This is a genomic window from Actinoplanes lutulentus (assembly GCF_003259845.1).
Lineage (GTDB): Bacteria > Actinomycetota > Actinomycetes > Mycobacteriales > Micromonosporaceae > Actinoplanes > Actinoplanes lutulentus.
Window position 1 is genome coordinate 45,137 of sequence record NZ_QLMJ01000010.1, and the last position, 25,359, is coordinate 70,495.

Here is a 25,359-nt window from a genome sequence, read left to right on the forward strand (position 1 = left end):
CAAGATCTGTGACGGCGAGCCGCCCAACCCCCACCGCCAACCGCCAAATTCGAAATCTTGGCAAGCTGCGCCGCCGCCATGGCCACCCCGACTCGCCAAGATCCGGCGTACAGCGGCGGCGACCCGAACATCCGCGTGCGCTGAAGGCTCGTCATGCGGACAGGGCTGGCCAAGGCTGAGGCTGAGGCAGTAGCCGAGGCTGGAGAACGTCGACCGGCGCAATCTTGTGAGCTTCAACCGCCAATTCCGCCGGAAACTCACAAGATCTGCAAGCCGCCCCGCCCCGCCGCGCTGCGCCAGACACGAGCCCACCGTGTGCTCTCGACCCATGCGACACGAGCTCACCGTGCGCTCTCGACCCGTTCTACCTGACCCCGCGTCTATCACCTACGTCACGGGCGGCTGCGGCTGTGCGAGGGCGGTCGGCGCACGCGAAGTGCTTGTGCGTGCACCCACCGACCGCCGCCGCCTGCGCGGCCGGTAAAAAGCCGCGAAGCGTCAGCTCAAAGCGTCAGCTCAAAGCGTCAGCTGCCGCCGGGTCGCTGTCCCTGAGGAACTGGGCACACCGGGCCGCCTCGTCCGCCTCCCCGATCGCCGCCGCGGCCAGCGACAACGCGTGCAAACACCGCAAAAAGCCCTGGTTGGCCTCGTGTGACCACGGCACCGGGCCGTGGCCCTTCCAGCCGTTGCGGCGGAGCGAGTCCAGGCCGCGGTGATATCCGGTACGGGCATAGGCGTAAGCGGTGACCGTCTCGCCCTCGGCCAGCGCGCCGGACGCGAGTGGCGCCCAGGCAGCGCTGTAAGCGGGGAACCTGGCGGCAACCGCCTTGAAGGCCTCGACGTTGCCAGTCGCCGCTGCGTCGGCGAGTGCCTGGTCGGCCTCCGCGTCGGCGGGCAGGCGGGTGGCCGGAGGCTCGGGAAGGAGGTTCTGCATGACCTCATTCAACCCGTACCCGAGAGGTTAATTCCGCAACGCGCAGATCAGTCCCAGGCTTTTCCGAGGCGGAAGAGCCGGTCCGCGTACTCGATCTGGGTCTGCCACTCGGTCGGCCATGCACTCAGGCCGAGCGATGCGCCTGCGAATGCGCCTGCAAGGCAGGCGATGGAGTCGGAGTCACCGGAGGAGGCCGCGCCGCGGCCGACGACCGCGACCGGGTCGTCGGGTGAGATCAAATAGACATAGAGCGCGGTCGCGAGCGCCTCTTCGGCGATCCATCCGGCGCCGGTCGCGAGGCACGGGTCGCCGTCGTATTTGCCGGCCGCGAGCGCTTCGGTGACCCGGTCGAGCGCGGCCGCGCACTCGTCCCATCCGCGCGCGATGAACTCTTCCGGCGAGGTCACGGTGGGTCGCTGCCACAGCCCGCCGAGCCAGTCGCCGTGATAAACCTCGCGCTGCGAGACGCAGCGCTCCCGGAGCGCCTCAAGCAGGAGATTCGGCGCGAGGCCGTCTTTCAGCCACAGGCATGCGTACGCCGTGAGCTCACTAGCCGCCAACCCAGTTGGATGACCGTGTGTGAGGGCCGCCTGGAGTTGAGCCGCACCCGAACGCTGGTCGTCGGTGAGGCCGGGGATCAGCCCGATCGGGGTGACCCGCATGTTCGCCCCGCAGCCTTTCGAGCCGGCCTGGGTGGCCTGGGTCCACGGCCGGCCGTCGGCGAGCGCGGCGCAGGCACGCAGGCAGGTCATGCCGGGTGCGCGGTCGTTCTCCGGGCTGGCCGCCCACTCCAGGAACCGGCGTCGCAGCACCGGCTCGAACGTCTCCGGTGTGATCGTGCCGCGCAGTTCGAGCAGCGCCTCGCCGACCGCGAGCGCCATCTGGGTGTCGTCGGTGACCAGGGCGGGTTCGCCTTCGAGCCGGCGTGGGCCGTCCGGGCCGTATTGGGCGACGATCTGCGCGTACTCCTGGAATTCGGTGGGCTTGCCCAGTGAATCCCCGTAGGCCAACCCGAAGAGCGATCCCGACGCAGCACGCATGTGACAACTCTAGGTAGTCCGTCAACAAGGTGGGGTTCACGAACGGGTCTCGCACGCCACGCGCAAGATGGACCACATGCCCGATCCGTTACAGCCTGTCCTCGGTGGCGACGAGCCGTTCGACGCGACCGAGTTCGAGGTCGAGTCCCGCGCCGAGCTGGACGCGCTCCTCGCCAAGCACACCCTCGCCGGCCTGGTCGTTCTCGGCCTTCGCCTGGACCGCGACCCGCCGGATATGTCCGGTGTGGACGTGCACGACACGCTCTTCGTCGGCTGCGAGTTCAGCGGGCCGGACGTCGAGACCGATCTGATCCGGCGCGGCGCGCACGTGGTCCCGCCGCTGGACGGCCTGCCGTACGCCACCCACCCGGCCGTCCTCTACACCCCCGAGGACCTCGCTGCGGGGTTCGACGGGGCCGGGTTCGCCGGGATGTACGACACGGCCGTCTACGACCACTTCGTGGCGCACGGCGGTGCGGTGCCGGACATCCGGGAGGCCCTCGCGCAGCGGCTGCACGACGCCGGCATCGACAACGCGCTCGGCAAGGCGCTCGCGGCGTGGGCGAAGGCGCACGGGCAGGAGGGCGCGGTCGGGATCATGGGTGGGCACGCGGCCCCGCGTGGATCGTCGGCGTACCGGATGGCCGCCTCGCTGGCCCAGCGTCTGGCCGGGCAGGGGCGGCTGATCGTCACCGGAGGCGGTCCCGGTGTGATGGAGGCCGCGAACCTCGGGGCGTACTTCGCGTCGCGTACCCAAGAAGATCTTTCCGCGGCGATCGACGCGCTGGCGGAGGCGCCGCACTTCCTGGACCACGAGCCCTACACCGCGGCGGCCCTTTCGGTACGCGCGGCGTTCCCCTTGCCCGACCTGGACCTCGCAGGCCGGCTGCAGCACGGCGGCCTGGCCCTGCCGACCTGGCTCTACGGGCATGAGCCGGCGAACCTGTTCGCCGGGCAGATCGGCAAGTACTTCTCGAACGCGGTCCGCGAGGACTCGATCCTGCGCCTGGCCCGGGGCGGCATCGTCTTCGCGCCCGGCTGGGCAGGCACGGTCCAGGAGATCTTCCAGGCCGCGACGAAGACGTTCTACGCGACTGACGGGCCGTCCGGGGCGTATGTGTTCCTCGGTGTCGAGCACTGGACCGCGCTGCCGGTGGCCGAGCTTCTGAGGCCGTTGCTGGCCCGCTCACCGCACGGCGACCAGTCCGGCCTGATCGTGGTGACCGACTCGCTGGACGAGGCGACAGCGGCACTGATCCGTTCCTGACAGACCTGCTGGCGGGCATGCCGCACACTGCGGTCATGGCTAGCTTCGTGGTGGTCGTCTTCGCGATCGTGGCGGTGACGTTCTTCGTGTTCATGGGGGTCGTTGCGGTGCTCGTTTTCCGGGCCGCACGGCGAGGGCGCAACTACGGCCCGGTGCGGCACCGCCGGTCGCGGGGTCACGGTTCGTCGTGGCACTCGGACGGCAGCTCGTCGGACTCGTACGACTACTCGGATTCCGGGAGCTCGTCCGACTCCGGCGGCGGCTGGGGCGGTTCCTCGGACTCCGGCGGCGGCGGGGACAGTGGCGGCGGTGGCGGAGGCGGCGACTGACGGGATCTGATCAATCCCGGTGATCAATCCCGGTGATCAAGCGATGTGGACCCGGCGCCAGTGGATCGTCGGAGGCAGGTCGGACTCCGGCACGTCGGTGATCCCGTTCTCGTCCATCGCGTTGTAGATCGCGAGGCGCGCGCCGTCGAAGAGGAATTCGACGGCGTGCAGCACGCGCGGCCGCCAGTCCGCCGACGTGGTGTGCTCAATGATGTTGACGGCCCTCAGCTGCCGGCCACGGGCCTTGCGCAGAGCGGCGTTCGGGTCGGCGCGCCAGTCGAAGTGCTCGTACCAGTCGATCGGCCGGGCCATGTCGATGTGATCCCAGGTGATCGCACACTCATCGAATTTACGATGAGTAATCTCGACATGACTCAAACCAAAGTCGAGAATGACCGGGCCGTCGGCGAACCAGCCCCGCTGAGCGACGTCCCACATGAGCCAGCTTGATCGCAGCTTCCGGCCGATGAGCCGCACAAACATATGTCTATGTGTCGCTGCGAGCGCTTCGGCATCGTGATGCCACTCGGGTTTCCAGCCTTCGATACCGAGCACGATCACCGCCTCGCCGATCTTGACGTTCGATCGTACCCCTGCCTCTCCGTAACCCCGCAAGACAACAACGGCCGGTACCCGCGTACGGGGACCGGCCGATGCCGATGGGATTACTTCGAGAGAGTGGTTCCGGACGAGCGAAGGTGCTCGCACGCCTCGACGACGCGCTTCGCCAGACCGTTCTCGGCCAGCTTGCCCCAGGCGCGCGGGTCGTACGCCTTCTTGTTGCCGACCTCGCCGTCCACCTTCAGCACACCGTCGTAGTTGTGGAAGATGTGGTCCACGACCGGGCGGGTGAACGCGTACTGGGTGTCGGTGTCGATGTTCATCTTGACCACACCGAAGTCCAAGGCGCCGTGGATCTCGGAGAGCAGCGAGCCCGAGCCACCGTGGAAGACCAAGTCGAGCGGCTTGTCCTTGCCGTACTTCGCGCCGATCGCGTCCTGGATCTCCTTGAGGATCTCCGGGCGCAGCTTGACGTTGCCCGGCTTGTAGACGCCGTGCACGTTGCCGAAGGTCAGCGCCGTCAGGTAACGACCCTTCTCGCCCAGGCCGAGCGCGGCGGCGGTGGCCAGGCCGTCCTCGACGGTCGAGTACAGCTTGTCGTCGATCGCGGCGGAGACACCGTCCTCCTCGCCACCGACCACGCCGACCTCGATCTCAAGGATGATCTTCGCGGCGGCGGACGCCGCGAGCAGCTCCTCGGCGATCTGCAGGTTCTCGTCCAGCGGCACGGCCGAGCCGTCCCACATGTGCGACTGGAACAGCGGGGCCAGGCCCTTGTTGACGCGCTCCTGGGAGATCGCGATCAGCGGACGGACGTAGGAGTCCAGCTTGTTCTTGGGGCAGTGGTCCGTGTGCAGCGCGATGTTGATCGGGTAGTTCTTGGCGACCTCGGTGGCGTACTCGGCCAGCGCGACCGCACCCGTGATCATGTTCTTGATCGTCGGGCCGGACGCGTACTCCGCGCCACCGGTGGAGATCTGCACGATGCCGTCGCTGCCGGCCTCGGCGAATCCCTGCAGGGCCGCGTTGAGGGTCTGCGAGGACGTCACGTTGATCGCCGGGTAAGCGAACGCGCCAGCCTTGGCACGATCGATCATCTCGGCGTAGACCTCGGGGGAAGCGATAGGCATCGGGCGCTCCTTGCTCTTTGGAACGGGAAGCAGAGGGCAGGACCGCGCTGTCCTCCAGCAGGCAGTATTCCGCAGTTGCGGTGCGTAGCGGAAATCACCCCGAAACTCGTCAGTAGAACCCGGCACATCGGGCTTAAAAGGCAAATAACCTTCAGGTCATGTCCGTACTTCCCGGGCGGATCGTGACCACCGTGTCCGCGATCCTGATCACCGTCGGTGGTTGCCCGCTTCCGGCCATGGCAGCGCCGTCCTCGGCCACCATCGCCACCCACTTCCAGCAGCTCACCCTCACGCCCGGCGGCGAGCCACGGGACGCCCTGCTCTGGGGCGCGATCGGCGGCGCCGGCGATGCCGGCCTGGAGGTCGTGCGCTTCACCGTCGACTGGACCGGCATCGCGTCGTTCGCCGACGTCGAGCTGAGCCAGACGGGCAGCTGGATCATGCGCGACAACATCGCCACCGGCAGTGAATACGCCAGCACGCCGGCGGACGACGGCTGCAAGGTCAGCGGGACCACCGTCACGTGCAGCGTCCGGACCTGGATCGACAACGCCCTGCCACTGACCGGGCTCGGATACTTCGCCGTCGAGGCCAAGGCGGGCGCGGCCGCCGGCAGCTCGGGAGCCGTCCGGGTCACCGCGTCGGTCGGTGCCGGACCGGAGAGCACCAGCGAGTCCCTGGTACGGATCGGCGAAGGCGTGAACCTGGTCGCTGAGGACACCGATCCGATCGATGTCACAGCCGGTGATACGACCGAGGTGGACGCCCGGGTCAGCAACGGCGGCAGCACCGTCGCCGACGGCGTGATGCTGTACCTCGGGGTCGACCGGGACGCACTGGCCGACACCTCGTACAGCAACTGCGAGTACGGCCAGGCGGTGATCTGCACCTTCGACACCCAGCTCCAGCCGAACCTCACCTACGCGCTCTCCGAGCCCATCGGCGTACGCACCCCGGCCGACGCGGCCTCCGGAAGCCGCCTGCACGGCGAGTTCACCTGGACCACCGCGACCGAGTGGGACGACCTGAAGACGTCCCTGCCCGACGAGCTCCTCGACGTCGTCTTCGGGGACCTGCAGCCGGGCACCGGCGACGAGCTGACCCTCGGCCCGGCGACCACCACGGCCGGGGTCCCCCAGGTGGAGCTCACCGAGGACGACAACACCGTCGAGCTCACCGTCACGGTCGAGGACGGACCCGCCGCGGACCTCACCGCGATCGGCGCCAAGGTCACCGCCAAGGCGGACAGCACTGTCGACGTACGCGTCGGCCGGGTCAACAACGGTCCGGGGCGGCTCTATCCCGACCTGTTCGAGAACAACCGTCTGGGTACCAGCATCCGGCTTCCGGAGAACACCCAGCTCGTCGGAGTCGGCGACAACTGCTACACCGATGACGGCAAGGACGAGGACTCGGACTCGAACCGGCTCTGGTGCGAGAGCGACGCCGAGCTGGGAGCGGGCGACCGCGAATACTTCGATCTCGAGCTCCGGGTGGAGAAGTCCGGCAAGAACGGCTCGGTCCAGGCCTATGAGCTGAACGGCGACGGGAAGAACGACTCGGCCCCGATCGTGGTGACCGTGACCGGCGGTGACGACGATCTGCCGATCACCGGGCCGTCCGGGCTGCTGGCCATCGGCGCGTTTCTGCTGGTGCTGGGTGGACTAGGGCGTTATCTAGCCCGCAGCCGAGCCTGACCCCGAGCCTGACACCGATGGCTATTTCGATCGCCTCATTTGCCGGTCGCTGACACGATCAGCGGGTGCTGCTCACCCTGACGACCACCCATCGGCCCGCGACCGACCTCGGATACCTGCTGGTCAAGCATCCGGAGAAGGTGCACTCCTTCGACGTGCCCACCGGTACGGCGTACGTCATGTACCCGGAGGCGACCGAGGACCGGTGCACGGCGGCGCTGCTACTGGACGTCGACCCGGCGCGGTTGCGGGCGCAGCGGGACGCTTTCGAGCTGAGCCAGTACGTCAACGATCGCCCGTACGCCGCCTCCAGCCTGCTGGCCAGCGCGCTTTCCAAGGTGTTCCGCAGCGCCCTGCGTGGCGCGTCCAAGGACCGCCCGGACCTGGCCGCCCAGCCGATCCCGCTGGAGATCCGGGTGCCGGTGCTGCGCGGCACCACCGACCTGGTGACCCGCCTGTTCGCACCGCTCGGCTGGGCGGTGACGGCGACGCCGATCCCGTTCGAACCGGAGATCGGCGGCGACAGCCGTTATGTCGACCTGCGCCTCACCGGTGTACTGCGGGTCGCTGATGCGCTCAACCACCTCTACGTGCTGCTGCCGGTGCTCGACGACGGCAAGCATTACTGGGTGGCCCCGGACGAGATCGAGAAACTGCTGCGCTCCGGCGAGGGCTGGCTGGCCGGCCACCCGGAGAAGGTGCTGATCGCCCGCCGGTACCTGGCGCATCGCAAGTCACTGGCCACCTCGGCCCTCCAGCTGCTCGAAGCGGATCAGGAACCGGCCACCGAGGAGGAGGCCGAGCTTCCGGTGCAGCGCCGGGCGCCGCTCGCCGAACAGCGCCGGGAGGCTGTCCTTCTGGCGTTGACCGAGGCGGGAGCCTCACGCGTACTCGATCTTGGGTGTGGGGGTGGAGCGCTTCTTGCCGCGCTGCTGAAGCAGCGGGGTTTCACCGAGATCGTCGGGGCCGACGTGTCCAGCCGGGCGCTGGAACAGGCGGCCCGGCGGCTGCGGCTGGACCAGCTGCCGGAGCGGCAGAAGGACCGGATCAGGCTGATCCAGACGGCACTCACCTATCGTGACGACCGGCTGCGCGGCTTCGACGCGGCAGTGCTGATGGAGGTCATCGAGCACCTCGACGAGTCCCGGCTGCCCGCGCTGGAGGCGGCCGTCTTCGGTCACGCGCGGCCCGGCGCGGTCGTGGTGACCACGCCGAACGTCGAGTACAACGTGCACTACGAAGGCCTGACCGGGATGCGTCACTCGGATCATCGGTTCGAGTGGACCCGCGCCGAGTTCGCCGGGTGGGCCGAGCGGGTCGCGGCCGAGCACGGTTACTCGGTGACGTTCCGGGGCGTCGGCGAGGACCACGAGACGACCGGCGCGCCCACTCAGCTCGCTCTTTTCAAGATCAACACCAGCGAGGGTACGGAGGTTTCCGCATGATCATCGACGTCCCCGAGCTCAGCCTCGTCGCGCTCGTCGGCATCTCCGGTTCCGGAAAGTCGACGTTCGCACGCCACCACTTCGCGCCGACCCAGGTGCTCTCCTCGGATTACTTCCGAGGGCTGGTCGCCGACGACGAGAACGACCAGTCGGCCTCCGCCGACGCCTTCGACGTGCTGCACTACGTGGCCGGCAAGCGGCTGGCCGCCGGGCGGCTCACCGTCGTGGACGCCACCAACCTGCAGACCCACGCCCGCGCCGGCCTGGTGAAGGTGGCCCGGGAACACGACGTACTGCCGACAGCGATCGTCCTGGACGTGCCGGAGTCGATCGCGTGGGAGCGCACCGAGTCCCGCGAGGACCGCACATTCGGCCGCCAGGTGATCACCCGGATGCATCGTGACCTGCGGCGTTCCCTCAAGCAGCTGAGCCGGGAGGGCTTCCGCAAAATCCACGTGCTGCGCGGGGTCGACGAGATCGCCGGCGCCGAGATCCGGTACGAGAAGCTCTTCAACGATCGGCGTGACGAGCACGGGCCGTTCGACATCGTCGGCGACGTGCACGGCTGCCGTGCCGAGCTGGAGACGCTGCTCGGCACGCTGGGCTGGGAGCTGCTCCGCGACGCGCACGGCCGGCCGGTCGACGCCGTCCACCCGGAGCCGGGCCGCAAAGCCGTCTTCGTCGGTGACCTGGTCGACCGCGGCCCGGACTCGCCGGGCGTGCTGCGCCTGGTGATGGGCATGGTCGCGGCCGGGCACGCCATCTGTGTGCCGGGCAACCACGAGCAGAAGCTGGCCCGCAAGCTCAACGGTCGCAAGGTGCAGCTCACCCACGGCCTGCCGGAGACGATGGAGCAGCTCGCCGCCGAACCGGACGAGTTCGTCACCGAGGTGCGGACGTTCATCGAAGGCCTGGTCAGCCACTACGTGCTCGACGACGGAAACCTGGTCGTCGCGCACGCCGGGCTGAAGGAGGCGTACCAGGGGCGGGCGTCCGGCCGGGTGCGCAGCTTCGCGCTCTACGGCGAGACCACCGGCGAGACCGACGAATTCGGCCTGCCGGTCCGTTACCCCTGGGCGAAGGACTACCGGGGCTCGGCCGCTGTCGTCTACGGCCACGTGCCCACCCCGGCCCCGGAGTGGATCAACAACACGATCTGCCTGGACACCGGCTGCGTCTTCGGCGGCTCGCTCACCGCACTGCGCTGGCCGTCGCGCGAGCTGGTCGCGGTACCGGCGGCGAAGGAGTACTACGCACCGGTGCGACCCCTGTTCGCTGTCGCGACCAAACCCGATGCGGGCTTGGACATCGCGGACGTGACAGGCCGTCGTCACATCGATTACGGGTACGGGCGGACGACTGTCCCGGCCGAGAACGCCGCTGCTGCTCTCGAGGTGATGGGCCGGTTCGCCGTCGACCCGGAAACGCTGGTCTGGCTTCCGCCGACGATGGCGCCCTGTTCCAGCTCGACAGTCGACGGTTTCCTCGAGCACCCGTCGTCCGCCTTCGCCGACCTGCGGGCCGCCGGAGTCGGCCGGGTGGTGTGCGAGGAGAAACACATGGGCTCGCGGGCCGTGGTCCGGGTCTCCGCCTCCGGCACCGGTGATGCGATCTGGACGCGTACCGGCCGGCCGTTCTTCGGGCCGGAGATGGACGTGCCGCTGCTCGCCCGGGTCCGTGCGGCCGCCGCTCCGCTCTTCGCCGAGCTGGAGACCGACTGGCTGCTGCTCGACGCCGAACTCCTGCCCTGGTCGGCGAAGGCCGGCTCACTGATCCGGGACCAGTACGCCGGAGTCGGCGCGGCCGGCCGATCCGCCCTGCCTGTCGCGTTGGCCGTCCTCGAACAGGCAGCGGGTCGCGGGCTCGACGTGGCGGCGCTGCGGGACCGGCTCGAACTGAGGTCGGCGGAGATCGACGCCTACTCGACGGCGTACCGGTCATATGTGCAGCCGACCGACGGTCTGGACGGCATCACGCTGGCGCCTTTCGCTGTGCTGGCCGGCGCCGGTCACGCGTACACAAGCAAGGATCATGACTGGCACCTGGCGCAGGCGGACCGCCTGGTCGCGGCAGACCCGGGCCTCTTCACCACCACCCGGCGGATGATCGTGGATCTCGCCGATCCGGCGGCGGAAGCGGCAGCGACCGAGTGGTGGCTCACGCTGACCGCCGGCGGTGGCGAAGGCATGGTGGTCAAGCCCTGGACGGGACTGACCGCAGCCGACGGCAACGGCCGGCTCGTGCAGCCCGGGGTGAAGTGCCGCGGCAGGGAGTACCTGCGGATCATTTACGGTCCCGAGTACACCCGGCCGGAGCAGCTGGAGCGGCTGCGCGGCCGGAATCTCGGCCGCAAACGGGCACTCGCGCTGCGGGAGCACGGCCTCGGTCTGGCCGCTTTGGATCGGCTGGCCGAGGGCGCGCCGGCCTGGCGGGTGCACGAGTTGGTCTTCGCCATCCTGGCGGCCGAATCGGAGCCGGTCGACCCCCGGTTGTGACCACACAGTTACTTCTTGACGAGTAATCGGTATCCACAGGATTCATACAGGTACCGGCCTTGAACAGGCCGGTACCCTGGCTCCTCGTGGACATCCATGCGCTCACCGAGCAGCTCGCTCTGAACCCGATGGACCCGAAGGACCTGCTCTCGGCCTTCGGTGTGCCCGGCGTTCTGGCCATCCTCTTCGCGGAGACCGGCCTTCTCGTCGGATTCTTCTTCCCGGGTGACTCCCTGCTGTTCCTGGCGGGCGTCGCGGCTTCCTCGGTCGCCGACTCGATCTTCGGCCCGGGCAGCAAGCTGTCCATCACCGCCCTGCTGATCGGCGCCCCGGTCTTCGCCATCGTCGGCGCGCAGCTCGGGCACTGGCTCGGCGCGAAATACGGCCGCCGGATGTTCGACAAGCCCGAGTCGAAGCTCTTCAAGAAGGAGTACGTCGAGAAGGCGGAGTACTACTTCGAGAAGTTCGGCCCGGCCAAGGCCGTGGTGCTGGCCCGCTTCATCCCGATCGTGCGGACGTTCCTCAACCCGGTCGCCGGCACGCTCGGCATGCCGGCCCGCCAGTTCTTCATCTGGAACGTGGTCGGCGCGATCCTCTGGACCGACGGCATCATCCTGATCGGTTACCTGCTGGCGCAGCAGATCTACGACGCCATCGGCGACAAGATCGACCACTACATCCTGCCGGTGGTCGTGCTGATCGTCCTGATCTCGGTGCTGCCGATCCTCATCGAGATCCTCCGCGAGCGCCGTGCCAAGAAGAAGGGCACGCCTCCCGGACCGGCTGAGGCTCTCGGTGTGGTCGCCGCGGCCAGCGTCGCCGGCATCGCGGACGCCGCACACGACGAGATCCACCCGCACCACCACCAGCAGCAGACCCCGCAGCCGCCCTACGGCGGCCAGAACTACGGTCAACCCCAACAGCAGGGGTACGCGCAACCGCAGGGCGGCAACGTCTACGGCCAGCCCCAGACGTACGGGCAGCCGGCCCAGCCCCGTTACGACGAGCCTGCTCAGCCTCGTTATGACGAGCCGGCTCAGCAGCGTTACGACGAGCCGACCGGGCAGTACTTCGGTCAGCCGTACCCGCCGCAGCAGCCCGCGCAGGAGCAGCCGCAGCCGCCGCAGCAGAACCGGCCGCCGCAGACGTACGGCCAGCCGCAGCAGTACGACAACGACCAGAACTGGCCGCGCTGACCCGAGCGGTCACGCACACGAAAAACGGCCCGGCTCCCCGCGAAGGGGGCCGGGCCGTTCCACGTTTCTCAGACCTTGACGGGTTTCTCAGACCGTGACGGCGGTGGAGCCGTGCAGCCGATCCAGGAACTCTTCCGGACAGTCCCGGAGGTTCTCCAGCCGACCCGCGGCCAGCGCCCGGTAGGTCAGTGAGGCCGCTTCCTCAAGGTTGCGGGCCCGTTTGTGCGCCAGCTCCACGGAGTCTCCGACCACGACACAGCCGTGCTGACTGAGCACCAGACAATCGGTGCCGTCAGCGGCCATCGCCGCGGTCAGGGATGCCAGCTCCGTGGTGCCCGGCATCCGGAACGGCACGGTGGCGACCCGGCGCAGATAGAACGCGTGGTCGGTCGTGCTTATCCGGATGTGCTCGCCGAGAGCGTCCAGCAGCAGAGCCGTCTGCGGGTGCAGATGGACCACGGCGTTGACGTCCGGGCGAGCACGGTAGAGCGCAAGGTGCAGAGCAAGTTCACTTGTCGGTTCGATCTGCGGCGGCGGAATCGTGCCGATCATCGTCGGCGCGCCGTCGGAGATCTGAACCGACGTAAAGGTGTTACGGCTAAGTCTGTCGAGCCAGGAGCCACTCGCGGTGACCCAGATGGCATCCTCGTCGGGGATCCGGGCGGACAGGTTTCCGCCCGAACCACACACGAGGCCCGCTTGCACCACGTCGTAACCCACGTGCGCGAGCTGGTCACGCAGGTCTCCGGGGACGTAGTTCACCCGTTCCTCCTCAGGTTCGCCCAAGTGGACTTGGATGAAGTCCTCGGCCTGGCGTCACGCCCCCATGTTTCGGTGACGCCAGGCATTTCCCAACGAATCAGCGGGCCTTCTTCGTGGCCCGCTTCCGCGGCGGGGTGAGCAGGTCCGCAATGGTCGCGATTGCGGACGGCACCAGGCGGTAGTACGCCCAGACACCGCGCTTCTCGCGCTCCAGCAGACCAGCCTCCGTCAGAATCCGCAGGTGGTGACTCACGGTCGGCTGCGAGAGGCCCAGAGGGGCCGTAAGGTCGCAGACGCACGCTTCGCCATCCGTCGCGGACTGGATGAGGCTCAGCAGCCGCAGCCGGGCCGGGTCGGCGAGCGCCTTCAGCACTCCCGCCAGACGCTCGGCGTCAGCGCGTTCAATCGGCTCGCCAGCAAGCGGCGAGATCTGAGGCATAGTCATTTCCGCCAACGCAGTTCCCACGATCTCCATCCTTCCACCAACTGCATCGATTCTCCTGCATGTGAGCAGGAACGAACCGGCTAACTTTCAGGCCGTAAGGCCGACATCGATCGCCGGGACGGCCGACCGGTCACATTGGCCGGCAACGCGCACCGTCCACTGGTTCCGATCGCCCTTAACCGCGACGACGACTTCGGTCTCTGCCTCCTGCAACGCCTCAGCCGCCATCTGGTCGCTACCCATCCGTGTCGAGCTCTCGATCCCCGTCTCCGGAGTGAGGCGGGCCACATTGCCAATTCGTCGATTGTTTCGAGTCACCGATCTCGGACGATGACCCGGAACAGAACGCATCGAGACCATCACGCGGCACTGCGCGATCATTTGGCCGCCACTCTCCGAACCCAACAGCTCACGACCCGATGAAAGCACGGCGCCACGCTGCGCGACGGCTAATTCAGTGATGAATTTACCCAGGTCGTGCCGTGCTTCCATGACATCGAGCGTACTGGCTGGATGGAAACCGGAATCTTTCGCCCCGCCGGGGCGGAACGGAACTATTGACCCAGGGCTAAACCACCTTCTGTAAAGAAGGTTTACCGATCCCTCATCGGCCCTCAGCCTTTCCCCAGACCATAGATGCAGCTCAAAGCAGGTAACGTCGCCACGGTACCCCCGCGCACCTCAGGATCACCTGGTGGATGCGCTGTGAGACTGCTGTGAGGGCCTGAAACACGATTGTCCGTCCAGGCGAAAACACCCACCGGTCGGCCGATCTCCATCTATCCGGACAGCCGATCGGGTGAAGCCCGCAGAAACGCACCGTACCCGTTCGAGTGACCCACAGTCGTCGATACGGGACCGGTTTGTGTTTGTTACCGGTGAGTTCAGTCGGAAGGTCGCGACCAGTACTCGTCTTCGGGCCGAGGAGTCGGCTTCTGTACCGGAGGGTGAACGAAGTTCTGATCTGCTTCGGACGAACTTTGATCCGATTGCGGGTATTGATCCGTCGATTGTGGTGCGGCCCACGGAGAAGCTGTGACGGCAGGATCACTCGATGGGTATACGGGCGGGTTCCCGTACCCGAATCCACCCGGCGGCGTCCCGCCGCCAGGATTCACTCCTGCGGTGCCGGGCGCCGCAGTCGGGTTTCCGCCAGACGGACCCGGACCCCAGTAAGGATTCGCCGGCGCCGGAGCGCCCCAGCCCGCACCACCGGCCTGAGTGCCCGCCGGAGCACCCCAGCCCTGATTCCCGGCCGCCGGAACACCCCAGGCCGGGTTTCCCGCCGCCGGGCCGCCCCACGCCGGGTTCCCCACCGGGCCGCTTCCCGCACCCGCGGCGGCGCTTGCGCCGCCGAAGAACGCGCGAGGCGCGAGCAGGAGCAGAAAGGCCACCAGGAGGTACGCGATGACCTGAGCGACCGCCACAGCGGCGTTCAGACCGATCCAGCCGCCCGGGTAGGCGTCGTTGAGTGCCGCGCCGAGTGAACCCGACACCGCGTCACCCGACTGCTGCCCGCCGATCGCCGCGACCGACCCGCAGCCACCGATCACACCGAGCACGCAGACGCCCAGCGTGATCCCGCGGGCCAGCCGGCTGCCGCGGCGCAGGCCGACACCGAGCACCGTGAAGAGCGCGACGATCAGCAGCGCCACCACGGCGCCGATGGCCGAGCCGAGCCAGATGACGGCGACGTAGTTGTCGGCCACCTCGGAACCGGAGGTCGCGTCCTGGAATCGGCCGACCGTGCCCGGAGTCACCGCCACCATGCCGGCCGCATAGACAAAACCGGCCACGGCCATGGTCCAGAGCAGAGCGACAGCCGTCGTCACAGCGGCCGGCCGGACACTCGCTCGCGGCGAATCCTGCGGCGGCGGGCCCGGAGACCACGAGCCCGGTGACGGCGCACCCGACGACGGCTCGGCAACGGGCGGCTGGGCGGCATATGACATCGATGGGCTCCCGCAGTGGTTCGGCTGGCCAAAACCTACCGCCTGCGGCATCGGAAAGTGGCCGGACCGGCCCGCCAGCAAAGGCGGACCGGTCCGGGTCGAGCGTCAGTCCGGGTCGAGCGTCAGGCCGGGTCGGCCCTCAGGCCGGCTCAGGCCTCAGGCCGGGTCGGCGGGCCGCGGCGGCTGCGGCGGCTGGTCGCCACCGGGCCGATCAGCCGGGTCGGCAGGCGCCGAGGCCGGGTCAGCAGGCCCAGAGGTCGGGTCGGCAGGTCCAGAGGTCGGATCGGCCGCCGGCGGCTGATCACCGAACGGGAACTCGGGCGGCGACGCCCACGGGTCGCTCGGCGGCAGACTCGCGGGCGGAGCACCGGGACCGGGCTGCGGCGGAGATCCAGGCGCGCCGGTTCCGGCCTGTCCGGGGTACGGAGGAAGCCCGGGCGCAGGCTGACCAGGATGCCCGTACTGCTCCGGCGCCCCGAAGTGGCTCTGCTCGCCGACATAGGGCGGCAGACCCGGCGAGGGCTGCCCTGGAGCCGGATATCCCGTCTCAGGCTGCCCCGCCGGAGGCCCGGACGAAGGCGGACCATAGCTAGGCGGCCCGTATCCCGGCGGGCCATAGGACGGCGGCCCATAACCGGGTGCACCCGGAGGCGGCCCATAACCAGGCGCACCGGGCGGCGGCCCATAAGCCGGTCCCGGATAAGGCTGACCGTAAGCCGGCTGCCCACCCGGAGGCGGATAGCTCCCCGGAGGCGGATAGCTCCCCGGAGGCGGATAGCTCCCCGGAGGCGGATAGCCACCGGGCGCCGGATAACCCGGATACCCGCCACCGGGCATCGGATACCCCGGGTACCCCGCCACCGCCTTGCGGAAGTACGCGTTCGACGCCGGCACCGCCAGCAGGATGATCACGGCGATCAGCGACAGGACCGTGAGCAGGGTCAAAACCCAGAGGACGGGCTCGTACCAACCCGGCAGGGAGACCGAGAGCTGCGCGTCGACCTGGCTGTCGCTGAGCCCACCGCTGCCTTCGCCCGTGGAGACGGCGTTGCCGGTCACGTCGGTCAGGCCGAGCGCGTTGCAGCAGAGGCCGAGGCCGGCGAAGACCCAGGTGGTGATCCGGGAGCCGTTCGACCCTCGGCTGTTGAAGATCGACAGCACGGCCAGACCGACCGCGATCACCCCGTACGCCAGCGCGATGATCACGATGACGACGGTCGCGATGCTTTCGGCCTCGCTCGCCAGCTCGGTTCCCGCGGCGGTCTGCCGCGCGGCGTCCCGGACGCCGCTGACGGTCAGCAGTGACACGAACGCGGTCAGCAGCTGAAGGAACGCCACTCCGTAGAGCAGGTAGGACGACATGGTGACGACACCGGGGCGCGGCGGACGGGCGGCCGGCGCCGGATTTGGGGTGGGATATATGGGAACGGTCACACTGCCCTCCTCTAGATCCATTTACGGTATCGGTCGCAGGCCATATACCGCGACCACACCTCACGGTCCGCAACCGTGTGGAAGCATCGGGCAACGATGGTCCTAGAACCCGCGAACGGTCGCTCTTTCGGGGGGCGGCACTGTTCGACACACCCGCCTAGACTTCGATGCCGTGGCGTCCAGCTGGCAGCAAAGACCTCCAGCGGACCGCCCTGCCTCCGGCACGAGTCGCCCGCCCCGCGCATCTATCTCCGGGGCCGAGGCAGACCGGCTGGCGGCGCCCTTCCCATTAGGCCGGCCGCGTGACCACACCGCGGCTGCCCCAGAGCTGACAAGGACCGGTGAGTCCCATGCCACACGCCGACACTCTGACCGTCGTTCACCATGACGACACTCGAACAAGGTTCAAAGATGTGCGATACCAGTTGCACCGCGACGGCATCCGCATCTGGTCCGCTGATGGCGATCATGACATCACGGACATCCTGATGACTCACGCCTACCGGCAACGGGAGGTGGAGAACTAGGAGAAAGGGCCCCGGGAAACCCCGGGGCCCTTTTTTCAGATCCCGCGCCGGACCGAGAGACCGTCCTTGGCGTCGCTGAGCGAGACCACCACGACGTCACCGTCCCGGATCTCACCGCCGAGCAGCGCCTTGGCGAGCAGGTCACCGATCGTGGACTGGACCAGGCGCCGCAGCGGACGGGCGCCGTAGATCGGGTCGTACCCGTGCTCGCCCAGCCAGTCCACCGCCTCGGGTGCCACCTGGAGGTCGAGCCGGCGCTCGGCGAGCCGGCCGCGCAGCCGGGCCAGCTGGATGTCGACGATCGCGATCAGGTCCTGCTTGGTGAGCGCATGGAAGACCACGATGTCGTCGAGCCGGTTCAGGAACTCCGGCTTGAAGTGCCCCCGGACCGCGGCGAGCACCTCGTCGCGACGCTCCTCGTCACCCATCGTGAAGTCGGCGTTCGCCGAGCCGAGGTTCGACGTCAGCACCAGGATCGCGTTACGGAAGTCGACAGTGCGGCCCTGCCCGTCGGTGAGCCGGCCGTCGTCGAGCACCTGGAGCAGCAGGTCGAAGACATCCGGGTGGGCTTTCTCCACCTCGTCCAGCAGCACCACGCTGTACGGCCGGCGGCGCACCGCCTCGGTCAGCTGGCCGCCTTCCTCGTACCCGACATATCCCGGCGGCGCGCCGACCAGCCTGGCCACCGAGTGTTTCTCGCCGTACTCACTCATGTCGATGCGGACCATCGCCCGCTCGTCGTCGAAGAGGAAGCCGGCCAGGGCTTTCACCAGCTCGGTCTTGCCGACACCGGTGGGGCCGAGGAAGAGAAAACTGCCGGTGGGCCGGTCCGGGTCGGCGATGCCGGCCCGGGAACGCCGGACCGCGCTCGCGACAGCGGCCACGGCTTCGCGCTGGCCGATCACCTTGTCCAGAAGCGACTCCTCCATGCGGAGCAGCTTGGCGGTCTCACCCTCCAGCATCCGGCCGGCCGGGATCCCGGTCCAGGCGGAGACGACCTCAGCGATGTCGTCGGCGCCGACCTCCTCCTTGACCATCGGTGGCTCGGCGCGCTCGTCCTCGGCCTCGGACGCTTCCCGGATGCCCTTCTCCAGGGCCGGGATGATCTCGTAGAGCAGCCGGGACGCCTCCAGCAGCTCGCCGTCACGCTGCGCGCGCTCCTGAGCGGCCCGCGCCTCGTCGAGGCGTTTCTTCAGCTCACCGACCCGGTTCAACCCACCGCGCTCGCGTTCCCAGCGGGCGGTCAGCGCGGTGAGCTCTTCCTCGCGGTCGGCGAGGTCGCGGTCCAGCCGCTCCAGCCGGGCCACCGACGCGGGGTCGGTCTCCTTGCTGAGCGCGAGCTTCTCCACCCGCATCCGGTCGACCTGGCGCTGGAGCTGGTCGAGCTCGACCGGCTGGGAGTCGATCTCCATCCGGAGCCGGGAGGCCGCTTCGTCGATCAGGTCGATCGCCTTGTCCGGCAGGAACCGGTCGCTGATGTACCGATCGGAGAGGCTGGCGGCCGCGACCAGCGCGGCATCGGTGATCTGCACCCGGTGGTGCGCCTCGTAACGACCCTTGAGCCCGCGCAGGATGCCGATGGTGTCCTCGACCGTCGGCTCGCCGACGACGACCGGCTGGAAACGACGCTCCAGAGCGGGGTCCTTCTCGATGTGCTCGCGGTACTCATCCAGGGTGGTGGCGCCGACCATGCGCAGCTCACCGCGGGCGAGCATCGGCTTGAGCATGTTGCCGGCGTCCATCGAGCCCTCGCCCTTGCCGGCGCCGACGACCGTGTGCAGCTCGTCGAGGAACGTGACGACCTGCCCGTTCGACCCGCGGATCTCTTCGAGGACGCTCTTCAGCCGCTCCTCGAACTGGCCGCGGTACTGCGCGCCGGCGACCATCGCGCCGAGGTCGAGCGAGACCAGTTTCTTGTCACGCAGGCTTTCCGGCACGTCACCGGCCACGATCCGCTGGGCCAGGCCCTCGACGATCGCGGTCTTGCCGACGCCGGGCTCACCGATCAGCACCGGGTTGTTCTTGGTACGCCGGGAGAGCACCTGCACCACCCGGCGGATCTCGACATCCCGGCCGATGACGGGGTCGATCTTGCCGTCCCGGGCCAGCGCGGTCAGGTCGACGCTGTATTTCTCCAGCGACTTGTACGTCTGCTCGGGGTCGGCGTTGGTGACCCGCCGCTCGCCACCGCGGACCTGCGGGAACGCCGCGATCAGCGCTTCCTCGGTAGCGCCGGCGCTCTGCAGGGTGTGCCCGACCGCGCCGCCGACCCGGGCGAGGCCGGCCAGCAGGTGCTCGGTCGACACGTACTCGTCGCCGAGCGGCTTGGCGATCAGATCGGCCGAACCGATCGCGTTCACGAATTCGCGGGAGAGGCTGGGCTCCGCGGTGCTCGCGCCACGCGCGGAGGGCAGCTGCTCGATCGCGCGGGCGGCCGCCCGGCGCACGTCAGCGGGGTTCGCCCCGACCGCCCTCAGCAGCGCGGTCGCGGTCGAGCCGCCGGTGTCGAGCAACGACAGCAGCATGTGCCACGGCTCGACCGTGGCGTGCCCGCGGCTGCCGGCGTCGGCGACCGCGGTGGTGATCACTTCGCGGCTCTTGGTGGTCAAGCGTTCGGTGTTCATGTGCTCCCCTGATCGGATCCCAACCAAGTGCGGACTTGAGCGTATGCCACTCAACTTTAGCGCGCGCCTCAAAGCCGTGACGGCCACCACCGGAGAGAGGCGACAACAGGAAAGAACCCGTAACGTACGGACTTGTGTCGCTGCCCTCCGTAACGCGACGGCTCCTCCCGCTCGGCCTCGTCTTCCTTACCACCGGCATCGCCACCGCGGTGGTCGGGCCCTTCCTCGGGCTCTTCCTCAGCACGACTGTCGACGCCAGTCCGGTCCAGGTCACCGTATTCCTGGTGGTCTCGTCGGTCTCCGGTGTCGTGATGTCCTGGGCGATCGGCCGGATCTCCGATCGCCGTCCGATGCGTCGCATGCTGCTGATCACCGCGGGGCTCGCCGGCTGCGTCGGTTGCGCCCTCACCGCTTACGTGCGCGATTACTGGGTGCTGCTCGCGCTCACCGCGACGGCCACGGCGATTGCCGGGTCACTCTTCCCACAATCCTTTGCGTACGCACGACAGGTGCTCCAACGCGACGATCCGGCCCGTGCGGCGATGGGAATCAGCACCCTGCGCACCGTCTTCTCGGTCGCCTGGGTCGGCGGGCCGTCGCTCGCCGCGTTCCTGGTGGAGGCCGGCGGCTTCGAGTACGTCTACGGCGCCGCCGCGGTCACGTACCTGATCGCCGCGCTGGTCGCGGTCCGCTGGCTGCCCGAGGTCGAGGCGCCGGCCGCGTCGCACGGCGGTGAGCAGGTCTCGGGCAAGGTGCCGCCGGTGCTCTACCCGATCCTGGCCGGCTTCACCCTGCTGCAGACCTCGATGGTCCTCGGCGTGCAGGCGCTGCCGCTGTTCATCAGTACCGAGCTGGGCGGCTCGATCGGCGACGCCGGCCTGCTCCTCGGGCTCTGCGCCGGCCTGGAGATCCCGCTGATGCTCGGCTTCGGCTGGCTGTCCACCCGGGTGCCGATCCGCCTGATCGTCATCGGCGGCGCCCTCTGCGCGGTGATCTACCAGGTCCTGATGGCCACGGCCGGCTCGGTCGCGATGCTCGCCGTCGCGCAGATCCCGAACGCCCTGTTCATCGCGGCGACCTCCGGCCTGGGCATCTCGTACGTGCAGGACTTCATGCCCCGCTTCCCGGGCCGGGCCACCACCATGTTCACCAACACGTTCCCGCTCGGGAGCATCCTGGCCGCCCCGCTCTTCGGAATCGCTCAGCAGAACGGCTTCCGGCTGGCGTACGTGCTGAACCTGGTCCTGGTCGCGCTCGGCCTGGTCCTGGTGGCGGTCTTCCGGTCCAGCGGCCACGCGGACACGCCGAACCCGGTGGAAGCCGATCAGAAGACGGCCACCGAACAGGCCCAATGACCACGATCAAGCTCGACTGCCTGTTTCGGGGCAGCAACAGGCTCGTTGCGGGTTAACGTTGGCATCGTGCGCGTACGGGTGGAACAGACTCCTCTGCCGGGAATCGGCGTCCGCCATGATCTGGTGACGTCGTCCGGCCGTACGGTTGGAGTCGTCTCCCACCGCAACGGCCGCCGCGACCTGGTGCTGTACGACGTGGACGACCCCGACGCGAGCCTCGCCTCGATACCGCTCACCGACGACGAGGCGGAGGCCCTGGCCGACGTTCTCGGCGCTTCGCTGATGCTGGGTCAGCTGGCCGGCCTGCGACAGCAGGCGGCCGGTCTGCTCACCGAGCAGGTCGCCCTCCCCGCCGGCTCTCCGTTCGTGGGCCGGCGCCTGGGTGACACGCGCGCTCGCAGCCGCACCGGCGCCTCGATCGTGGCTGTTCTGCGAGACCGGGAGGTGATCGCCTCTCCCGAGCCGTCGTTCCGGTTCGAGTCGAACGACGTGGTCGTGGCGGTCGGCACCCGGCAGGGTCTGGACGGCGTGACCGCCATCCTGGCCGGCGACGACGACGGCTGACCCCCGTGCAACACGACACGACGATCCTGCTCATCGAGATCGGCGCGCTCCTGTTCGGCCTCGGCATGCTGGGGCGCATCGGACGGCGGTTCGGCCTCTCCCCGATTCCGCTCTACCTGCTGGCCGGCCTGGCCTTCGGCAGCGGCGGGATCGTGCCGCTGTCGGCGAGCGAGGAGTTCATCGGCATCGGCGCCCAGATCGGGGTGGTGCTGCTCCTGGTCATGCTGGGCTTGGAGTACTCAGCCGACGAGCTGGTGGACAACCTGCGCGCCGCCGCTCCGGCCGGCCTGATCGACATGCTGCTCAACGCCCTGCCCGGCGCCGCGTTCGCGCTGCTGCTCGGCTGGGGCTGGCAGGCCGCGCTGGTGCTGGCCGGGATCACCTGGGTCTCCTCGTCCGGCGTGATCGCCAAGGTGCTCGGCGACCTGGGCCGCGTCGGTAACCGCGAGACCCCGGTGATCCTCTCGGTGCTGGTGATCGAGGACCTGGCGATGGCGTTCTACCTGCCGATCGCCACCGCGGTGCTGGCCGGCAGCGGCCTCATCCCCGGCCTGACCACCCTCGGCGTCGCTGTCGTCACCGTGGTCGCGGTGCTGGTCGTGGCGATCCGGTACGGCGGCGAGATCAGCCGCTTCATCTCGGTGAAGGACCCGGAAGCACTGCTGCTCAGCGTCCTCGGCCTCACGCTGTTCATCGCCGGGGTGGCCGGCGAGCTGAAGGTGTCCGAGGCGGTCGGCGCGTTCCTGGTCGGCATCGCGCTCTCCGGTCCGGTCGCGCACCACGCCACCGAGATGCTGTCGCCGCTGCGCGACCTGTTCGCCGCCGTCTTCTTCGTCTTCTTCGGCCTGTCCACCGACCCGGCCGACATGCCCGGGGTGCTGCTCCCGGCGCTCGGGCTGGCCGTGCTGACCATGCTGACGAAAGTGCTGACCGGTTACCTCGCGGCCAAGCGGGCCGGCATCGCCCTGCCCGGCCGGCTCCGATCCGGTCTGGCCCTGATGCCGCGTGGCGAGTTCTCCGTCGTCATCGCCGGCCTGGCTGTCGCGTACGGCGTGGACGCCAGGCTGGCCCCGCTCGCCACGGCGTACGTGTTGATCACCGTGGTCACCGGGCCGATGCTGGCGCGGCTTCCGGACTACCAGTGGTTCAAGAACCTTGTCCGGAAACGAATGGCGGCCCAGGCAGCGAAGGCAAATCCGCTCCCCGCACCGGAGTGACCTGCGTCTCCATGAAGAACGCCTAAAGTTACTGTCCAGTATCTGAATGTGAAGCCTTGACACTTCCGCTGAAACACTCGGCGCGCTACCGTCTCCGAGCGACGACTCTGAGTATTGGGACGTTCGACACCAGTGACCGACGGAGTGACATCGGTTGCATGCTGTGAACGGTTGAGTTAGGCGGCGGCGTGAGCGTGCGTGAAGCATCTTTCCTTGGTTTCGGGAATCCGGTCGATCCCCGTCCGGACGAGCTTCAGGCGTGGGCGTACCACCCTGAGTCCGTCCCTTTGAGCACCATGCCTCGTGACTGGGATCTGCTGATCTCCGGTGACGTGCTCGGCCCGACCCTGTTCGAGCTGGCCATGGACAGGCAGTGCCCGGCGCGGCGATTCGCGCAGCACTGCATGTACATCTACGGCGCGGACGGTGTGCGGCAGAACGCGAGCGGGCAGCGTAAGCGCCGGTTGAAGAAGTTCGTGGAGCGCGCCGAGGAGGTCGGCGACGAGCCGATGCAGATCTGGGCGCACAACTGCCGGGTTCTGCTGACCCGGCCGGAGCTCTTCGATCACCACGACTGGATGGAGGGTGGCCTGGTCCGCCACCCGCGTCGACTGGGTCTCTTCAACCGACGGTAATCACTTATTAACTACTAGTAGTAAACGGCGGCCCCGGGAAACCCAGGGCCGCCGTTTCACTTACTTGTCCGGGGAGCGGCGAGGCCGCCACACCACCAGCGCCGTCGAGTGGGTCTCCTGGCGAACCAGGTCCCGGCCGGCGTACGGGCTGCTCATCGCTTCCAGCTGGGCGATCCGCTGGTACGCGGCCTCCAGCTGGTGCGCCAGCTCGGCCACCTCGTGCTGGAGGTCGCCGACGAGCTGTTCGAGCCCGATGATGCGCTTGATCCCGGCCAGGTTGACACCGTCGTCCTGGCTGAGTCGCTGCACCTCGCGGAGCAGCGCGACGTCCCGCTCGCTGTACCGCCGGCCGCCTCCGCCCGCCCGGCCCGGTTGCACCAGGCCGAGGCGGTCGTACTGCCGGAGCGTCTGCGGGTGCATCCCGGCCAGCCGCGCGGCCACCGAGATGATCAAAACCTTCGCTTCGGAGGCTTCCGTGGAGATGTGGATCTCTTCATACATGTGCCACCTCCCGTGAGGTCCTAACCAGCTCGGCGCATGCGGGCGTCGAGCCGCTCCCGCCCCGGGGGCGGGGTGAGTTTCGCGAATTTCTCCAGCGCGTCCCGGGCCTCGCCGGTGATGTCCGACGGGATCTGCACGTCGACGGTGACGATCAGATCGCCGGCTTGGCCCTCCTTGCGGACCACACCTTTGCCTCTGGCCCGGAGCTTGCGGCCGCTCGGCGTACCCGGTGGGACCCGGAGGGTGACCGGGCCGTCCAGAGTGGGCACCTTCAGGTCCGTGCCGAGCACGGCTTCCGCCATGCTGATCGGCACCGCCAGCGTCAGGTCATCGCCACTGCGGCCGAACAGCTCGTCCGGCCTGACCTTGACCTGCACGTACAGATCGCCGGCCGTGCCACCGCGGTCGCCCGGCTCGCCCCGGCCGGACAGCCGGATCCGCTGGGTGTCGGCAACGCCGGCCGGGAACCGCACGTTGATCGTCCGGGTCTTGGTGACCCCGCCGGTGCCCCGGCACTCCGGGCACTTCTCGTCCACGACGCTGCCCGAGCCCTGACAGTCACGGCACGGCTCGGAGAAGCTGAACGAGCCCTGGTTGCTGGAGATCATGCCGGAGCCCTGGCATTTCGGGCAGGCGCGCGGCGTGGTCCCGGGCTTGGCCCCGGAGCCGCGGCACGTGTCGCAGGCGCCCGGGGTGCGCAGGGTCAGCGGCAGCGTGGTGCCGCGAACCGCCTGGACGAAGTCCAGCGTCACCTCGGTCTCGACGTCACGCCCGCGCTGCGGGCCACGCCGGGCCGCGGCCGGACCAGCACCGGCACCGCCCGGACCGGCACCGCCGGAGAAGATCGAACTGAAGATGTCCGAGAAGCCGGTGCCACCGAACCGGCGGTCGGCTCCCGCACCCGCGCCGGCGCCCGCGGCCCCGCTGAACCCGCCGAACAGGTCGGAGGGGTCGAACTGGGTCCCGTTGCCGGAACGCGCGGCGCCCCGGCGGAACGCGCCCGAGCCGAACAGCGAGCGCATCTCGTCGTACTCTTTGCGCTTCTTGTCGTCGGAGAGCACGTCGTAGGCCTCGGAAGTCGCCTTGAACTTCTCCTCGGCCGCCTTGTTGTCCGGATTACGGTCCGGGTGGAGGTCGCGGGCCAGCTTCCGGTACGCCTTTTTGATCTCGTCGGTTGAGGCGGACTTGTTCACGCCGAGCACGGCGTAGAAGTCTTTCTCGAGCCAGTCCTTCGAGCTCATTCAGTCCA

The 25,359-nt window shown here is 68.7% G+C and carries 22 protein-coding genes; 10 read left to right on the top strand and 12 right to left on the bottom strand.

The features are described 5' to 3' along the window. Nucleotides 1-511 precede the first annotated feature (511 nt). Together B0I29_RS21615 and B0I29_RS21620 are read right to left on the bottom strand one after the other, a co-directional pair. A complete protein-coding gene (locus B0I29_RS21615; RefSeq protein WP_111651065.1) occupies nucleotides 512-934 on the bottom strand; it encodes a DUF3151 domain-containing protein in 423 nt (140 codons plus the stop codon). A 47-nt stretch (nucleotides 935-981) separates the two neighbouring features. After that, on the bottom strand, nucleotides 982-1,974 hold the full coding sequence (locus B0I29_RS21620; RefSeq protein WP_111650863.1) for an ADP-ribosylglycohydrolase family protein: 993 nt from the start codon (nucleotides 1,972-1,974) through the stop codon (nucleotides 982-984). 76 nt (nucleotides 1,975-2,050) lie between these two features. Between B0I29_RS21620 and B0I29_RS21625 the strand changes: the two genes are divergently transcribed. Next, nucleotides 2,051-3,241 (top strand): LOG family protein, encoded by a 1,191-nt coding sequence (locus B0I29_RS21625; RefSeq protein ID WP_111651066.1) that lies wholly within the window; start codon nucleotides 2,051-2,053, stop codon nucleotides 3,239-3,241. A gap of 35 nt (nucleotides 3,242-3,276) precedes the next feature. Next, complete coding sequence (locus B0I29_RS21630) at nucleotides 3,277-3,570, top strand: hypothetical protein (protein WP_146616849.1); 294 nt, start codon at nucleotides 3,277-3,279, stop codon at nucleotides 3,568-3,570. Between the two features lie 36 nt (nucleotides 3,571-3,606). Here B0I29_RS21630 and B0I29_RS21635 read toward each other — a convergent pair whose 3' ends face one another. Both B0I29_RS21635 and fbaA read right to left on the bottom strand, forming a co-directional pair. Continuing rightward, on the bottom strand, nucleotides 3,607-4,131 hold the full coding sequence (locus B0I29_RS21635) for a hypothetical protein (RefSeq protein WP_245972667.1): 525 nt from the start codon (nucleotides 4,129-4,131) through the stop codon (nucleotides 3,607-3,609). Between the two features lie 104 nt (nucleotides 4,132-4,235). After that, nucleotides 4,236-5,261: a class II fructose-bisphosphate aldolase gene (fbaA, locus tag B0I29_RS21640; protein ID WP_111650865.1), complete on the bottom strand. Its 1,026-nt coding sequence runs from the start codon at nucleotides 5,259-5,261 to the stop codon at nucleotides 4,236-4,238. A gap of 158 nt (nucleotides 5,262-5,419) precedes the next feature. Here fbaA and B0I29_RS21645 point away from each other — a divergent pair, with 158 nt between their 5' ends. The 4 genes from B0I29_RS21645 to B0I29_RS21660 all read left to right on the top strand — a co-directional run bounded on the left by B0I29_RS21645 (nucleotide 5,420) and on the right by B0I29_RS21660 (nucleotide 12,094). Next, nucleotides 5,420-6,958: a COG1361 family protein gene (locus tag B0I29_RS21645; RefSeq protein ID WP_111650866.1), complete on the top strand. Its 1,539-nt coding sequence runs from the start codon at nucleotides 5,420-5,422 to the stop codon at nucleotides 6,956-6,958. A 65-nt stretch (nucleotides 6,959-7,023) separates the two neighbouring features. Continuing rightward, nucleotides 7,024-8,403: a 3' terminal RNA ribose 2'-O-methyltransferase Hen1 gene (locus tag B0I29_RS21650; RefSeq protein ID WP_111650867.1), complete on the top strand. Its 1,380-nt coding sequence runs from the start codon at nucleotides 7,024-7,026 to the stop codon at nucleotides 8,401-8,403. Further along, a complete protein-coding gene (locus B0I29_RS21655; RefSeq protein ID WP_111650868.1) occupies nucleotides 8,400-10,898 on the top strand; it encodes a polynucleotide kinase-phosphatase in 2,499 nt (832 codons plus the stop codon). Before B0I29_RS21650 ends, B0I29_RS21655 begins: the two co-directional genes overlap by 4 nt. 86 nt (nucleotides 10,899-10,984) lie before the next feature. Further along, nucleotides 10,985-12,094 carry a VTT domain-containing protein gene (locus tag B0I29_RS21660; RefSeq protein WP_375790620.1) on the top strand — a complete coding sequence of 370 codons (1,110 nt, stop codon included), beginning with the start codon at nucleotides 10,985-10,987 and terminating at the stop codon, nucleotides 12,092-12,094. Nucleotides 12,095-12,181: 87 nt separating this feature from the next. On the opposite strand, the gene B0I29_RS21665 is transcribed toward B0I29_RS21660, so the two are convergent. The 6 genes from B0I29_RS21665 to clpB all read right to left on the bottom strand — a co-directional run bounded on the left by B0I29_RS21665 (nucleotide 12,182) and on the right by clpB (nucleotide 19,838). Further along, on the bottom strand, nucleotides 12,182-12,856 hold the full coding sequence (locus tag B0I29_RS21665; protein ID WP_111650869.1) for a class II aldolase/adducin family protein: 675 nt from the start codon (nucleotides 12,854-12,856) through the stop codon (nucleotides 12,182-12,184). Between the two features lie 97 nt (nucleotides 12,857-12,953). Further along, entirely contained in the window at nucleotides 12,954-13,331 is a 378-nt protein-coding gene (locus tag B0I29_RS21670; protein WP_092549981.1) for an ArsR/SmtB family transcription factor, read from the bottom strand. 57 nt (nucleotides 13,332-13,388) lie between these two features. Next, the gene (locus B0I29_RS45240; protein WP_146616850.1) at nucleotides 13,389-13,793 is read right to left on the bottom strand and encodes a hypothetical protein; all 405 of its coding nucleotides are present in this window, start codon (nucleotides 13,791-13,793) and stop codon (nucleotides 13,389-13,391) included. A gap of 392 nt (nucleotides 13,794-14,185) precedes the next feature. Continuing rightward, nucleotides 14,186-15,133 (bottom strand): hypothetical protein, encoded by a 948-nt coding sequence (locus B0I29_RS45820; protein ID WP_181557912.1) that lies wholly within the window; start codon nucleotides 15,131-15,133, stop codon nucleotides 14,186-14,188. 276 nt (nucleotides 15,134-15,409) lie between these two features. Further along, nucleotides 15,410-16,687, bottom strand: a complete 1,278-nt coding sequence (locus tag B0I29_RS45825; RefSeq protein WP_181557913.1) for a hypothetical protein — start codon at nucleotides 16,685-16,687, stop codon at nucleotides 15,410-15,412. Nucleotides 16,688-17,249: 562 nt separating this feature from the next. Further along, nucleotides 17,250-19,838 carry an ATP-dependent chaperone ClpB gene (gene clpB / locus B0I29_RS21695; protein ID WP_111650873.1) on the bottom strand — a complete coding sequence of 863 codons (2,589 nt, stop codon included), beginning with the start codon at nucleotides 19,836-19,838 and terminating at the stop codon, nucleotides 17,250-17,252. A 134-nt stretch (nucleotides 19,839-19,972) separates the two neighbouring features. Here clpB and B0I29_RS21700 point away from each other — a divergent pair, with 134 nt between their 5' ends. The 4 genes from B0I29_RS21700 to B0I29_RS21715 all read left to right on the top strand — a co-directional run bounded on the left by B0I29_RS21700 (nucleotide 19,973) and on the right by B0I29_RS21715 (nucleotide 23,609). Further along, the gene (locus tag B0I29_RS21700) at nucleotides 19,973-21,193 is read left to right on the top strand and encodes a sugar efflux transporter (protein ID WP_111650874.1); all 1,221 of its coding nucleotides are present in this window, start codon (nucleotides 19,973-19,975) and stop codon (nucleotides 21,191-21,193) included. A gap of 66 nt (nucleotides 21,194-21,259) precedes the next feature. Continuing rightward, entirely contained in the window at nucleotides 21,260-21,757 is a 498-nt protein-coding gene (locus B0I29_RS21705; RefSeq protein WP_111650875.1) for a cation:proton antiporter regulatory subunit, read from the top strand. Between the two features lie 65 nt (nucleotides 21,758-21,822). After that, nucleotides 21,823-22,974 carry a cation:proton antiporter gene (locus B0I29_RS21710; protein WP_221402571.1) on the top strand — a complete coding sequence of 384 codons (1,152 nt, stop codon included), beginning with the start codon at nucleotides 21,823-21,825 and terminating at the stop codon, nucleotides 22,972-22,974. 188 nt (nucleotides 22,975-23,162) lie between these two features. Continuing rightward, on the top strand, nucleotides 23,163-23,609 hold the full coding sequence (locus B0I29_RS21715; protein ID WP_111650877.1) for a hypothetical protein: 447 nt from the start codon (nucleotides 23,163-23,165) through the stop codon (nucleotides 23,607-23,609). A 60-nt stretch (nucleotides 23,610-23,669) separates the two neighbouring features. Here B0I29_RS21715 and B0I29_RS21720 read toward each other — a convergent pair whose 3' ends face one another. After that, a complete protein-coding gene (locus B0I29_RS21720; protein WP_111650878.1) occupies nucleotides 23,670-24,110 on the bottom strand; it encodes a heat shock protein transcriptional repressor HspR in 441 nt (146 codons plus the stop codon). A 20-nt stretch (nucleotides 24,111-24,130) separates the two neighbouring features. Further along, nucleotides 24,131-25,351, bottom strand: coding sequence for a molecular chaperone DnaJ (gene dnaJ, locus B0I29_RS21725; protein ID WP_111650879.1), 1,221 nt, complete (start codon nucleotides 25,349-25,351; stop codon nucleotides 24,131-24,133). Nucleotides 25,352-25,359 lie beyond the last annotated feature (8 nt).